The following is a 13,836-nucleotide window of genomic DNA, read 5'->3' on the forward strand; positions in this document are numbered from 1 at the left end:
CTTAAAGACCTTAAAGCTCTTAGAGTCCTTAAAGTCCTTGAAGTCCATAAAGTCCTTAAAGTCCTTACTCTTATAGATAGATCGTTAGATCGGATAATTTGGTAACCTCTTCGGGGTTATGTGATGTAAAGAGCAGGGTTTGTTGCCAGAGCCTTTCTTTCTCAACGATGCGTTCGATAATCCGTTGTGTCAAGGATTCGTCTAAACCCTTGAAGGGTTCGTCCAGGAAAAGGAAAGGGGAGGGGTATATCAAAGCACGGGCAAGGGCTACGCGTTGTTGTTGTCCGTAGCTTAGCTCCGTGGGGCGTTGTGATTCAAACTCTTCCATCTCGGTCAGGTGAAGCAGTTCGCGCGCCTTTTCATAGGCAATCTCCTGCGAAGCCAAACGAGCCAGAGGCAGTGCGATATTGTCGAGGGCAGAAAGATGAGGCAACAGTTCCGGCTCCTGAAACAGGGAGGCGATGCCCTGTCGGCGGTCGATCGTAATGGTTCCGGTCGTAGGTATAAGGGTGCCGTTGATCAGTTTCAACAGGGTCGTTTTCCCGGCGCCCGAAGGGGCGGAAATAGCATATTTCTTTCCTGCTTCAAAGGCATAGGAAAAATCGTGGATGCCGTAGTCGTAAGAGACCTGATCCAATAGAATGGGAAGCCCTTTTGGTCTGTTGTCGATCAGTGGATCCCGCATCTCCTTTTTTCGGGAGAGGAAAAGAATCGGGGGATGGTAGCTGTTGGCGCGGCTGATCAAGCGATCAGTCAGAAAGCTAAGCCCAATCGCAATCACCGTCCAGGCAATCAGTTCGGGCACGGAGATAAATACCTGCGCCTGTTTCATCTCGCTTCCGATGCCATAATTGCATTGCGAGAGCACCTCACCCATAATAATCGCGCGCCAACCGAAACCTGCAGCGGAGGCTAGTCCACTATAGAGAAAAGGTTTTATCTGCGGATAGATGATCTGGCTGAAATGATTTCGTCGGTTCAGCCGAAACTGATGAGAGAAAACCTTCCATTCCGGGCGCATCTGGCTAATCCCTTTTGTGAGGTTTTCCGTCAATAGGGGAAACATGGTCAGGAAGCCTATCAGGAGCGGAATACTTTCCGCATGCAAAAAAATAAGCGCCAACAGGATAAACGAGATCACCGGAATCGACCGCATGATTGCCAATAAGGGGCGAAACAGTTCCTGTAACCACTCTACCCGCGTGAAGACAAAGGCGAATCCTGCTGCTGCCCCGAAGGAGAGAAGCATGCCGATTACACCCCGCCCGATGGTCGCACCCAGCGACATATAGAAGGAGGGAGTGGAGAGAAGGTGCCAGATAGAAACCGCCAATCGATCGATAGAAGGAAAGAAAAGCGGCTGGTTCACGATCATAGCCGTCACTTGCCAAATCAATAATAATAGGGCAATAGAGAGATAGGGAACGTATTTCTTTTTCATAGCGTTACTGGTAGAATAGGTTATCGGGCAGTTTGTTTCCCAATGCTTTGGGTTCGTATTGATAGATGATCCGAAGGAAATCCTCGGTCTCTTCGCGTATGGCGGCAATCGGCAGGTAGTCGATCCGGCAACGTTCGATGCTCTCTTCTGTTAATAGGCCGGGAGGAAATATGCCCTCTTTTTCCAAAATAGCGATGGCAGCGGTCGGTTTCTGGCGGGCATAAAGGCAAGTAGCCGTCAATAAACTATCAATCACGCCGCGTTCTTCCTGTAACGAACTCCGGAAAAGAACGGCTGTCTCTGCAAAGCCTGGTGAATCTCCCGAAGGATTATTCAGGTCGGCAAGCAACTCCAATTCCGGTTTCTCGCGTAGGACATAACTGACAAAAGGCTCTGCCAGTACGGCTATTTCGGCTTTCCCTGCCAATAGGGCGAGGGTCACCTCAGAAGCAGTCGTCAGTGTATAGTTCAAGCGATAGGGGAGCGCCTGCTTTTCCAGGTAATAGCGCGCGAGGATATCCGGTGTAGTGCCCGAGCCAAACAGATGCAACTGACGGGCATCCGGAAGCCCTACCAGGTAGAGATTGCCCCAAATGGGACAACCTGCCAATTGGTAGTCGATACCTTTATTATAGAGATTGGCGGCACTAATCATCGGAACGACCGCCAAATCGGTCTCCCGACGGATAAGTAACGCCTGTACCTGCTGTGGAGAATCGGCCACTTCCACAACGACTTTCCGCCCGTCGATCACCGGAGGCTGTTCGATCCATCCGGCAAAAGCAATGGCAGAAGGGCCGCGAAGGATCGTAACCCGCAGGCTATTCTCCTGTTTCTTCCCTCCGCATCCGATAAATAGTAGGACGATAAAGAGAAGTATGCCCGGATAACTCTTTTGACGTTTCATGGGTGTAAAGGTAAAGAAAATATGGAAATATCATTTTTTTCCCTTTTTCTAAAGCAAAATGCTACGTTTGGTTGTTATCAACATAGTACAACAATAGGCAAAGAGAGGGATTTCACTATCTTTCACTATCTTTGCACTACTAAACAAGGTGTAACATATGGAACATAGTCACCCTTACCCAGGGTTAACACAGGAACAAGTAGAAGAGAACAGACGAGTATACGGTCATAACCTATTGACACCTCCTCAGAAAACGTCGCTCTGGGTACAATTTCTGGAAAAATTCAAAGACCCTATCATACAGATATTATTGGTAGCCTGGCTGCTCTCCATGATCATTGCCGGAGTGCATTGCTGGGGACCTGACGCGGAAGGCTTCAAGGCTTTCCTCGAACCTATCGGTATTTTCTTTGCCATCCTATTGGCAACGGGGGTAGGCTTTGCTTTTGAAGCGAAGGCTAACCGCGCATTCGATCTGTTGAATACCGTCAACGATGACGCACTGATCAAGGTGATCCGCGAAGGGAATATCACAGAGATCCCCAAGAAAGATATCGTGAAGGGAGATATTGTCATAGTTGAGACAGGCGATGAGGTGCCAGCCGATGGTACCTTGTTGGAGGCGATCTCCCTGCAGGTGAATGAGTCGACCCTGACCGGCGAACCGGTGATTTCCAAAACAACGAAAGAGGAAAACTTCAACCGGGAGGCAACCTATCCAAGCAACTGCCTGATGCGCGGCACGACCGTGGTCGATGGCCATGGCATTATGGAGGTCGATACCGTAGGCGATGCCACGGAATACGGAAAGGTCTATGAGGGATCGCAGATAGATAACAACCTGGATACGCCCCTTCAGATACAATTGAAAGGACTGGCGGCATTGATTAGTAAGGTAGGGTATACGGTTGCCGGACTCACTTTCGTGGCTTTATTGGGGAAACTATTGTTGTTTTCTCCATCGGTGCCCTGGCTGGATATGGTCGGTGACATCTTGAATATCTTTATGATCGCCGTTACCCTGATCGTAGTCTCGGTGCCGGAAGGGCTGCCAATGAGTGTAACGCTCAGCCTGGCCTTGAGCATGAACCGGATGTTGAAAACCAATAACCTCGTGCGCAAGATGCATGCTTGCGAAACCATGGGGGCTGCCACGGTGATCTGTACGGATAAAACGGGCACGCTGACGCAGAATCAGATGCAGGTGTATCGTACCAATTTTTATTGTCTGCCGGAACAAACGCTTGCCGATGACGTGTATAGCCAATTAATTAAAGAGGGTATATCGGTTAATTCCACCGCTTTTCTGGATCATTCCGAGGGGAAACTGAAAACATTTGGCAACCCAACGGAGGCGGCGCTTCTGCTTTGGTTGTATGGGCAGCAGATCGATTACCTGGAACTGCGTGAGTCCTCTCCGGTGATCGATCAGTTGACCTTTTCCACCGAGCGCAAATATATGGCCACCCTGGTCGATTCCCCTTTGCGCAAACGGAGGGTCTTATATGTGAAAGGGGCGCCTGAGTTTTTGTTGGAGCTCTGCCAATCGGTTGCTACTCCTGAGGGCATGAAACCGGTAGAGGCGCTTCGTCCTGTGATTGAGGAGCAGTTGTTGGCCTATCAGAATCAGGCAATGCGTACCTTGGGTATGGCTTATTTGGAGATCGATGAAACGGATAACGACGCTCTTTTCGCGCATGGGCGTGTTAACCGCCGCGATATGGTGTTTCTGGGTATTATCGCCATATCCGACCCGATCCGCCCGGATGTGCCGGAGGCTGTGCAGCAATGCCTGGATGCCGGCATACAGGTGAAGATCGTTACCGGAGATACACCCGCAACCGCCCGTGAGATAGGCCGTCAGATTGGTATCTGGGAGGAAAATGATTCGGAAGAGAACATCATCACCGGTACCTCGTTTGCCGCCTTGACCGACGAAGAAGCATTAGACATGGTGATGGATATGAAGATCATGTGCCGGGCACGGCCGACCGACAAACAGCGCTTGGTGCAACTATTACAACAGAAAGGCGCCGTTGTAGCGGTTACCGGCGACGGCACCAATGATGCCCCAGCCCTGAAGGCGGCACAGGTAGGGCTTTCTATGGGCGACGGTACCTCGGTGGCCAAGGAGGCCAGCGATATCACTATTTTGGACAATTCGTTTGCCAGCATCACGCGTGCTGTGATGTGGGGTCGTTCGCTCTATCGCAATATACAGAAATTCCTGTTGTTCCAGTTGACAATCAATGTGGCCGCTTGCCTCATTGTATTGTTGGGCTCGCTCTTTGGTACCGAATCGCCCTTGACCATTACGCAGATGTTATGGGTGAATCTGATTATGGATACGTTTGCCGCGGCTGCCCTGGCCTCGCTTCCTCCGAACGAGCGGGTGATGAACGATAAACCGCGTCGCAGCGGGGTAGGGGGCGACTTTATTATCTCACGCCCGATGCAGTATATGATCCTGAGTGTAGGGCTGTTGTTTGTTGTTATCCTGATGGGGCTCCTGTATTGTTTCCAACAACAGGGCGGGCTCACGCCTTATAACCTCTCCTGGTTTTTTACCTTCTTCGTGATGCTTCAGTTCTGGAATATGTTTAACGCCAAGGCTTTCCTGGAAGGCACCTCTGCCTTTGCCCGGATGAAAGAGAGTAAAACGTTTGTGTTTGTGGCCCTGTTGATATTGGTTGGGCAGTACCTGATCGTTACTTTTGGCGGTGAAATGTTTAATGTGGTTCCTTTGAGTTGGAAAGATTGGGGCATCATTATCGGAACGACCTCGTTTGTGCTTTGGTTTGGCGAGCTTTTCCGCCTGATAAAAAGCTTGCGGAGATCGAAGGCGGCTACCCTTTGATTCTTTTCTTTTTGCCTTTGACAAATTGTAAGCAAAAACGGCATTTTGCTTTACAATATGATACGTTAAAAAGTGTTACCCGCCTGACTAATTTTAAATACCCCTACGTTTTTGGAAAAATAGTCGGGCGATTTTGACAAAATGTCAGTTTGGGGTTGGCGCTGCGTTTAGCTTTCTATATCTTTGCAAGGGAATTAAACAGCTATTATTATGCCATTAAACGTACAAGAGAATCTACCGGCGATCGAACTGCTCAAGAAAGAACATATTTTTGTGATTGATTCGCTACGGGCGGCTACACAGGATATTCGCCCTTTGAAGGTGGTGGTGTTAAATCTTATGCCGCTGAAAATCACAACGGAAACCGACCTGGTGCGTTTGTTGAGTAATACCCCTTTGCAGGTGGAGATGGAGTTTATGAAGATCGAAGGGCATACGCCTAAGAATACACCCATCGAACATATGCAGGCCTTTTATAAGACGTTTGAAGAGATGGCCGATCAGTATTACGACGGTATGATTATCACGGGCGCTCCGGTGGAGTTGATGTCTTTCGAGGAGGTGAACTACTGGGATGAATTGGTACGTATCTTTGATTGGGCACGGACGCATGTGACCTCCACCCTGTATATCTGTTGGGCGGCTCAGGCGGGACTGTACCATTTTTACGATGTGCCTAAATATGAGCTTCCGGCCAAGATGTTTGGTGTGTTTCGACATACGCTTCGGGAACCTTATATTCCTATTTTCAGAGGCTTCGACGAAGAGTTTTTTGTGCCTCATAGCCGCCATACCGAGATACGCCGGGAGGATATTGTGAAAAACAAGGAGTTGACGCTTTTGTCCGAAAGCGAAGACGCGGGTGTCTATATGGTGATGTCGCGGGGAGGAAGAGAGTTCTACGTGACCGGTCATTCGGAGTATTCGCCTTATACGTTGAATGACGAATATATACGTGATAAACAGAAGGGGCTTCCGATCAATATTCCACAGAACTATTACCGTAACGATAACCCGGCACAGGGGCCTGTGGTGCGTTGGCGGGGACATGCCAATCTATTGTTCAACAACTGGTTGAATTACTATGTCTATCAGGAAACGCCCTATAATATTGAAGATATAAAATACTTGGGGGATTTGTGATTGCCTTCGTTTTATCTTCATAATATGAAACATCAAAAACAAATAGAATTATTAGCCCCTGCTAAAGATTTGGTTAGTGGAAAAGAGGCTATTCTGCATGGGGCGGATGCGGTTTATATCGGTGCGCCTAAGTTTAGTGCCCGGGCGGCGGCAGGCAATTCGGTCGAGGATATCCGCCAACTTTGTGAATTTGCGCATATCTATGACGCCCGTATTTACATTGCCTTGAACACGATCCTGAAGGATGAAGAGTTGAAGGAGACGGAGAAGCTGATTGGGGAATTGTACAGGGCGGGAGCCGATGCCCTTATTGTGCAGGATATGGGCATTGCCATGCTGGATATACCGCCTATTCCGTTGCATGCGAGTACGCAGATGGATAACCGGACGGTGGAAAAGGTACGGTTTCTGGAAGACAGCGGATTTGATCAGGTAGTCTTGGCGCGCGAGCTTGCCTTGCCTCAGATACGGGAGATCGCGGAAAATACATCGGTCAACCTGGAGGTGTTTGTTCATGGCGCCTTGTGCGTGAGCTACAGTGGGTTATGTTATCTGAGCGCTGCCCTGAGCGGGCGGAGTGCTAACCGGGGAGAGTGTGCGCAGTATTGCCGTCTTCCCTACGATCTGGTTGATCGTGATGATACCCCGATTCTGTCCCAAAAGCATTTGTTATCGTTGAAAGATATGAACCGTTCGGCGGACCTGGAAGCCTTATTGGATGCCGGTGTTTCCTCGTTCAAGATCGAAGGGCGGTTGAAAGATGTCTCGTATGTAAAAAATATAACGGCCTATTACCGGAAGAGGCTGGATGCGATACTGGCGCGCCGACCGGAATACCGGCGTTCGTCGGCAGGAGAGAGCCGGTATACGTTTGAACCTGTTCCGGAAAAGAGCTTTAACCGTGGCTTTACCTCCTATTGGCTGGATAGGCGAAGTCAAGATATCACCTCGTTTGATACACCGAAGTCGATAGGCGAAGCGGTTGGAACGGTGAAAGAGATCAAAGGCAACTCCTTTACGGTGGCTGGCGTGAAATCATTACATAATGGCGACGGATTGGTTTTCTTTAATCCCCAAGGCGAACTGGACGGATTTCGGGTAAATCGGGTAGAGGATAATCGTGTTTTCCCGGCCGAGATGCCCACCATTCAACCTAAGACGCCGCTTTACCGGAATATGGATCAGGAGTTTGAGAAGCTGTTGGACAAGCCTTCGGCCACACGGAAGATAGCGGTGGATATCACCTTCGCGGATTATGCCCGGGGCTTCACCCTGGCGATGACCGATGAAACAGGCGCTCGGGTGGAGATGCCGTTTCCTTGCGAAAAGGAGGAGGCACGCTCTGATCAGCGGAAGAATATAGAGACGCAATTGACTAAGTTGGGCAATACGCCCTTTGAGGCGCGCGATGTGAGGGTTTCGCTGACCAAGAACTGGTTTATACCCTCTTCGGTATTGAATGAGATGCGTCGTCAGCTGGTCGATCGATTATTGATGGCTCGTCGGATGCGTTATCCTGCTCTGTCTGCGCGTCCTATCATGCGAAGAAATTCGGCTGTGGCCTATCCACAGACAACGCTTTCCTATCAGGGGAATGTGTATAATGAAAAGGCGGCTTCGTTTTATGCGCTCCATGGCGTAGAAGCGATTGAACCGGCCTTTGAAAAAGAGAATAAAAAAGAGGTACCGCTTATGTTTACGAAGCATTGCCTTCGCTATTCGTTGGGGTGGTGTCCGGTGTGGCAGAAAAAGGCTTCTCCCTATCAGGAACCCTATTTCCTGGTTTATAAGGGAAATCGCCTGCGGTTGGCCTTTGATTGCAAGGCGTGTGAAATGAAGGTGTTTTTGGATGAAAGCCGATGATATATGTTAATTTCTAAATCTATAATCAAATGAAGAATCTACTTTTTACTCTTGTTTTTTTAGCAGGCATGCTATGTGTCGGTTGCTCCGGCGAGCAAAAGCCATTAGATCCGGAGAAGCCGGTCTATGTAACGGTTAATACCTCTATGGGCAAAGTGACGGTATTGCTTTACGACGACACTCCTTTGCATAAAGAGAACTTTATTCGTTTGTGCCAGGAGGGCGCTTATGATGGTGTTTTGTTTCACCGTATAATCAAAGACTTTGTAGTGCAGGGAGGCGATCCGACCAGCAAAGAGCGCGAGCCGGGTGCCCGTTATGGGGGTAACAGTGGCGGATATACGGTTCCGGCAGAGATCCTACCTCACTACTTCAATAAACGAGGCGCCCTGATCGATGCCAAGCAGGGGGATGATGTGAATCCGGAGCGTGCCTCGGCCGGGACACAATTCTGCTTCCTGCAAGGAAAGATACAAACCGATGAAGAGCTGGATAAAATAGAGGTGCGTATCAATGATATACGTCGCAACTGGTTGTATTATAAGTTTAAGAAAGAGCTATTGGAGAAGGATGCTTCTTGGGGTGAGGTAGAGAAAGCCGATGAGCTGGAGGCAGAGTTGTCGCTTATGATCATGGATGAGATAGAACGGCTGGGTGGCCCGTATGTGATACCGGCAGATCAGCGGGAGGTCTATAAAACCCTTGGTGGATCACCTCATCTGGATGGTTCGGTGACTATCTTCGGAGAAGTGGTGAAGGGACTCGATGTGGTAGAGAAGATGTCTTTGGTGGAACGCGATGAGTTCGATCGTCCTTTGAAAGATGTGTATGTGAAGTCGACCAAGGTGTTTCAGAAATAAGCGGCTCTATTCCTAAACAAAACCGGCCGAAATAGCGTTCTATAAGTAAGAAGTATGTATGTATAATTTATAGAACGAAAAAAAATGAAACAGATTGCAATTATATCCGCCAGTATCCGGGATGGGAGACTTAGCCATCGGGTGGCTCTTTTTATGAAGAAATATATGGAGGAAAACCAGTTGGCTAAGGTGGATATCCTGGACTTGAAAGCGTATGATTTTCCGTTGTTTACGGAACGGTTGATGTATCAGAAGAACCCTACCCCGCAGGTGTTGGATTATGTGGAACGTTTTAACCGGGCGGATGCTATCATCATCGTCTCTCCGGTGTATAATACCAGTTTCCCGGCTGCCCTAAAGAATGTGATCGACCTCTTAGTGAAAGAGTGGCGTGACAAGGTGGTGGCTGTCTCCTCGGTGACCTATGGCACGAATGCCGGTATCGCGACTGTGAAAGAGATTCAAGCGCTTATGCTTTATATGGGAGCCTTGGTGGTGCCCGCCTCTTTTACCGCAATCAATGCCGGGACGGAATACGATGAAACGGGGACTCCGGCGGATCCCGATATGGCATACAAGCGGGTCGGAGGTTTTATCCGCAAGCTTTTGTTGTTGACAGAGCAAACAAAAAAAGAATAATTTGTTTAGATTGATTAGGTGTGAATAGGCAGCCTTTCCCAGATCCATAAGGGGATGAGCCGCCAGAAGAAAACCAATAGACGGTATTTCCAGTCGATTGTTATACGGCGCTTCTTTTTAAGGAGCGCCTTTTCTATTTGACGGGCTACCTTCTCCGGTTTTAATTGTAACGGGAAGGCTTGGTTTTTTAATAGGTCGGTGCGGACAAATCCCGGACGGATGTCGGTGAAACGGATGGGGATTTTACGCATGCGGGCTAACTGGGCAAGCGCGTCTATATAGGTGTTCTGATAGCGTTTGCTGGCTGAATAGGCAGGGGCGGCGCCTAATCCCTTCGTGCCGGCAATGGAGCTGATCACGGCTATATGCCCTTTGCCCTGTTGCAGGAAATAGTGAAAGGCTGAATCGACCATTTGTGTGAAGCCTTTTCCATTGGTTTCGACGGTTTTCATTTCCAGTTCCGGATCCAAGGATGGGTTATACCACCCGACCCCGGAGCTTAAAAAGAAGATATCCATGCCGCCCAGTTTGTCGATCAAGGCATATAGTCGTTCGGGCGCATCCGCGGCTGTGACGTCGATGGGGGCTGTCTCAACCTGCTGGGGCGCTTCGCTACGGATAGATTCCAATAACTCTGTCCGACGTCCGGCGATGCCTACCCGCCAGCCTTGTTGAATAAAAAGGCGGGCTACCTCCCGACCAATGCCGGAGGTTGCTCCTACAATAACGATTCGTTTCATGTCTATTCGATGCTTTTTTCCAGAAAATAGGCATTGAGTTCGGCAATGGCTGCCGGCGAATTGTCCATGTCTTTCACGATCTTTCCGCTTTCAAGCAATACCACCCGATTGGATATATCAGTGGTGTAGTTTAGGTTATGGCTTGAAATAAGGATCGTCGTCTTCTCCGTTTCGTTCATCTGCCGGATCATATCGCGTATCTCCATCTGGGAAGAGGGGTCGAGGAAGTTGAATGGCTCGTCGAGTATCAACAGTTGCGGACGGATCATCATAGCAGCCATGATGCCGATCTTTTGTTTATTACCTGCTGAGAAATTGCGGATATACTTCTTTTGTCCCAGTATTTCACTGTTCATAAAGCGGCCGAATGGGGCTAATCGCTCGTTTACCTCCTCTTTGTTCAACTGATAGGCCTGTCCCACGAAGTAGAAATACTCTTCGGGTGTGAGGAAATCGATCAGGAAACGGTTGTCCAGGAAAGAACCGGTATAGCCTTTCCAGTCTTCGCTTTTGGTGACATCAACACCTTTACTCAATACATACCCGCTATCGGCCTTCAACAGATCCAGGATAAGACGGAATAGGGTTGTTTTTCCGGCTCCGTTATTGCCTACCAGTCCCAATAAGGTACCTTCCGCGATGGTTAACTCAGGAATATCGATGGCTACTTTGTCGCCGAATCGTTTGCTCAGATCTTTTATTGTAATGTCCATTTTTTTAATTGATAATTGATAGTTGATAATTGATAATTAATTGCTTCTTGCTTCTTAACTTCTTGCTTCTTGACTTCTTAACTTCTTACTCCTTAAGCGTTGCTCCGAAACCCTTCCATATTAATGTGTTTCCGTTTCAGAAAGCGGTTGTATGTCCAGCGAAGCCAGGATTTTGCCGTGATGGTGAAAAGCAATCCCATGCCCAGCATATAATAGTTGGCAATTGCTTCATTGAAGATCCCGGCAATGATCATCGCGATGATTACCGGGAGGAACATACCCAGCATGGTTACAACCAGCATATTGCCCGAGGTGCCTTTCCAGTTCATGGCCCCTCCGTCGAAAAGGTCGAAGTAACTTTTGTTATATACCGCATTCTGAAACATCAGGAAATAGAGGAAGCCGACGGAATAGAAAAACACCGAGATAAGAAAAAAGAAATCGAGCTTGCCCATAAATACGGGAACCATAAGAATCAACAAGGTTAATACAGAGCTGGCGCTGTAGAATATGTATTTTCCTTTCAATAGGTTGAGGATTGAGTGCTTGCGCACCATTAATCCGTCGAAGAAAGAGGATTCGGAGGTGAACATGTATTGCGACATAATCAATCCCAGGAATCCAACTAAGAAAAGGGTGAAGAAGAGCTTAGAGAAGTAGATCCGGTTAATCTGTGAATCCGCGCTAAAGAGCATAATAAAGTAGAAGACAAAGAAGAAGCCCATCATATACATCTGCTGTTTCAAGCGCTTGGAACGAAAGATCATCTTGATCTCTGTCTGAATAAACTCACCCTTTTCGCCCAGTTTATCGAGGAATGAGAATCCGCTAAAGGTGGTGGCATCCTTCACCTTCTTGCCTTGTAATTCACGGTATACCTCCTGGCGCATAAAGCGTTGGTTCATTTTCCACAGCACAAACAGAATGGCTATCTCGGCCAGCCAGACGAACGGATTCTTTGCCAATACCCATTCGCCCATCTTTACCGTAAACTCGCCAATGGGTGACCAGGCCGGAATGGTTAAGGCAAACAGACCGACCACTACCAGGAAAGGAAGGTAGTAGAGCCATCCGCTTATCTTCTGTAGCTGGTTTACCATATTGACCAGTAGGCTATTGCCTACACACAATAGATAGAAGAAAAGGATATACAATACGGCCGAAAGGAATCCGAAATAGGGCGTGATTGCTTTCAGTCCGAAAGGAATCACCAGGAAGAACCAATAGAGGTTCCAGACGTTGGAAAACTCTTTTATCAACAGGAAGTTGAATAGTTTGTTTCGCTTGATAGGCAGTGTGAGATAAGGAGCTATCTGCATGGAATTGCTCTGCTTCATAGTGTACTTCAATATGAAATCGAAGAGGAACAGCGGGAAAAGAATATGATTGAAGGTGTCGATGGCATAGGTATATGCACCGACATCCAATAATATCTTTTCAAGCAGGAAGCCAACCGACATCAGTTGAAGCCCCAGAATTCCGAAGATAATGAACATAAATACTTTCACTCCCATGTTGCGCTCGAACATGGAGTGTCGTCTGAAAGCCTTCCACTGATGGCTTTGAAGTTCTTTTTCTAACATTGATTTGATTTGTTTGCTTTACTATTTCTTTAAATCAGTCGCAAACAAACACATTTTCTTACAAATTAGTACAAAAAAAGAGAGGAAAAAGTCATTTTTTCCTCTCTGTCAAATAAAAAAGTATAGATTGGCTTGTATGGTACGGTTAAATGGCTACGGCAGGTGCATGTTCCAACCGGCGGTATTCCAAGGGAGACATGCCCAAGTATTTCTTAAAAAACTTACCGAATGTGGACTGATCGGAGAAGTTAAGCCGATAAGCGATTTGCTGAACGGGCTCTTGTGTTGTCTTTAACAATTTGCGTGCCTCCATCAGCAAGGTATCGTCTATCCACTTATTGGTTGTTTTTCCGGTCAGTTTTTTGATAATCAACGTAAGGTATTGAGGGGAAACGAATAGTTTTTCGGCATAAAACCCTACTTCGTGTTCCTCTTTATAATGTTCCAATAACAGATCCATGAATTGAATAAACAGCTCTTCCTTGCGGCTGAATGTTAATGTGTTATTCTCTTCCCGGCTGTTGAGGATATGTGTCAGGTCGAACATGAATGATTTGAAACTGACATAAATGAATTCTTTGTAGAAAGAAGAATCCTTTTGTTCGTTTATTTTGTGTTTCAGTATATGGAAACTTTGGTTGATCAACTCGCTCTCTTCCTGGGTGAGGGTGATTTTGATCCATAGTTTGATGAACAAACGATTATAGAAAGAACGTATGTTCTTGTTCGGTAAACATTCATCCATAAAGCTCTTTTTGACAATCAATACCCGGGCGTTGAAATCCGAAGTGTAGGTGTTGATTTGCAAATCGCTTAAAGAAGAGACAAAACAACAGGTATGCGTTTCCATCGCTATGAGCTTGTTGTTTATGGATAAGGAACAACTGCCTTGTTCCAACCAAAACAGGGTGATCATATCTGTTTCTTTCCCCAGGTTTTCAACTTTTTTGATATTTTCGGGAGAGAAGTTTTTGTCTACTTCCAACATGCCTAATACGTTCTCATAAGAGGCAAATGAATTTCCCTGTTCTACGATATCTTTTTGACCTAAATACATCTCCTTTTCCATCTCTTTTACTTTATTAACCGT

11 protein-coding genes are annotated in these 13,836 nt (G+C 47.4%); 5 read left to right on the forward strand and 6 right to left on the reverse strand.

The features are described 5' to 3' along the window. Positions 1-70 precede the first annotated feature (70 nt). Positions 71-1,441 carry an ATP-binding cassette domain-containing protein gene (locus tag M2134_RS08455; RefSeq protein WP_280750873.1) on the reverse strand — a complete coding sequence of 457 codons (1,371 nt, stop codon included), beginning with the start codon at positions 1,439-1,441 and terminating at the stop codon, positions 71-73. A 4-nt stretch (positions 1,442-1,445) separates the two neighbouring features. Further along, positions 1,446-2,348 carry an ABC transporter substrate-binding protein gene (locus tag M2134_RS08460; RefSeq protein WP_280750872.1) on the reverse strand — a complete coding sequence of 301 codons (903 nt, stop codon included), beginning with the start codon at positions 2,346-2,348 and terminating at the stop codon, positions 1,446-1,448. Positions 2,349-2,505: 157 nt separating this feature from the next. Here M2134_RS08460 and M2134_RS08465 point away from each other — a divergent pair, with 157 nt between their 5' ends. The 5 genes from M2134_RS08465 (at position 2,506) to M2134_RS08485 (ending at position 9,710) form a co-directional block, all read left to right on the forward strand. Continuing rightward, positions 2,506-5,205, forward strand: coding sequence for a calcium-translocating P-type ATPase, PMCA-type (locus M2134_RS08465; RefSeq protein ID WP_280750871.1), 2,700 nt, complete (start codon positions 2,506-2,508; stop codon positions 5,203-5,205). Between the two features lie 210 nt (positions 5,206-5,415). Then, positions 5,416-6,348, forward strand: coding sequence for a homoserine O-succinyltransferase (gene metA, locus M2134_RS08470; RefSeq protein ID WP_280750870.1), 933 nt, complete (start codon positions 5,416-5,418; stop codon positions 6,346-6,348). Between the two features lie 24 nt (positions 6,349-6,372). After that, positions 6,373-8,211 (forward strand): U32 family peptidase, encoded by a 1,839-nt coding sequence (locus M2134_RS08475; RefSeq protein WP_280750869.1) that lies wholly within the window; start codon positions 6,373-6,375, stop codon positions 8,209-8,211. A gap of 29 nt (positions 8,212-8,240) precedes the next feature. After that, positions 8,241-9,071 carry a peptidylprolyl isomerase gene (locus M2134_RS08480; protein ID WP_280750868.1) on the forward strand — a complete coding sequence of 277 codons (831 nt, stop codon included), beginning with the start codon at positions 8,241-8,243 and terminating at the stop codon, positions 9,069-9,071. Between the two features lie 84 nt (positions 9,072-9,155). After that, on the forward strand, positions 9,156-9,710 hold the full coding sequence (locus tag M2134_RS08485) for an NAD(P)H-dependent oxidoreductase (RefSeq protein WP_280750867.1): 555 nt from the start codon (positions 9,156-9,158) through the stop codon (positions 9,708-9,710). A 14-nt stretch (positions 9,711-9,724) separates the two neighbouring features. Here M2134_RS08485 and M2134_RS08490 read toward each other — a convergent pair whose 3' ends face one another. The 4 genes from M2134_RS08490 to M2134_RS08505 form a co-directional block, all read right to left on the reverse strand. Next, positions 9,725-10,450, reverse strand: coding sequence for an SDR family NAD(P)-dependent oxidoreductase (locus tag M2134_RS08490; protein ID WP_280750866.1), 726 nt, complete (start codon positions 10,448-10,450; stop codon positions 9,725-9,727). Between the two features lie 2 nt (positions 10,451-10,452). After that, positions 10,453-11,163 (reverse strand): ABC transporter ATP-binding protein, encoded by a 711-nt coding sequence (locus tag M2134_RS08495; RefSeq protein ID WP_280750865.1) that lies wholly within the window; start codon positions 11,161-11,163, stop codon positions 10,453-10,455. A 92-nt stretch (positions 11,164-11,255) separates the two neighbouring features. Beyond that, positions 11,256-12,746, reverse strand: a complete 1,491-nt coding sequence (locus M2134_RS08500) for a DUF5687 family protein (RefSeq protein WP_280750864.1) — start codon at positions 12,744-12,746, stop codon at positions 11,256-11,258. 145 nt (positions 12,747-12,891) lie between these two features. Then, positions 12,892-13,815 carry an AraC family transcriptional regulator gene (locus M2134_RS08505; protein ID WP_280750863.1) on the reverse strand — a complete coding sequence of 308 codons (924 nt, stop codon included), beginning with the start codon at positions 13,813-13,815 and terminating at the stop codon, positions 12,892-12,894. Positions 13,816-13,836 lie beyond the last annotated feature (21 nt).

The sequence above is a fragment of the Parabacteroides sp. PM6-13 genome, from assembly GCF_029892605.1.
Lineage (GTDB): Bacteria > Bacteroidota > Bacteroidia > Bacteroidales > Tannerellaceae > QVMG01.

Bases quoted from the DNA above. Each gene is read 5' to 3' on its own strand.
- M2134_RS08460 (WP_280750872.1), bottom strand. From the start codon at position 2,348: ATGAAACGTCAAAAGAGTTATCCGGGCATACTTCTCTTTATCGTCCTA.
- M2134_RS08465 (WP_280750871.1), top strand. From the start codon at position 2,506: ATGGAACATAGTCACCCTTACCCAGGGTTAACACAGGAACAAGTAGAA.
- M2134_RS08455 (WP_280750873.1), bottom strand. From the start codon at position 1,441: ATGAAAAAGAAATACGTTCCCTATCTCTCTATTGCCCTATTATTATTG.
- M2134_RS08505 (WP_280750863.1), bottom strand. From the start codon at position 13,815: ATGGAAAAGGAGATGTATTTAGGTCAAAAAGATATCGTAGAACAGGGA.
- M2134_RS08480 (WP_280750868.1), top strand. From the start codon at position 8,241: ATGAAGAATCTACTTTTTACTCTTGTTTTTTTAGCAGGCATGCTATGT.
- M2134_RS08490 (WP_280750866.1), bottom strand. From the start codon at position 10,450: ATGAAACGAATCGTTATTGTAGGAGCAACCTCCGGCATTGGTCGGGAG.
- M2134_RS08500 (WP_280750864.1), bottom strand. From the start codon at position 12,746: ATGTTAGAAAAAGAACTTCAAAGCCATCAGTGGAAGGCTTTCAGACGA.
- M2134_RS08475 (WP_280750869.1), top strand. From the start codon at position 6,373: ATGAAACATCAAAAACAAATAGAATTATTAGCCCCTGCTAAAGATTTG.
- M2134_RS08495 (WP_280750865.1), bottom strand. From the start codon at position 11,163: ATGGACATTACAATAAAAGATCTGAGCAAACGATTCGGCGACAAAGTA.
- M2134_RS08485 (WP_280750867.1), top strand. From the start codon at position 9,156: ATGAAACAGATTGCAATTATATCCGCCAGTATCCGGGATGGGAGACTT.
- metA (WP_280750870.1), top strand. From the start codon at position 5,416: ATGCCATTAAACGTACAAGAGAATCTACCGGCGATCGAACTGCTCAAG.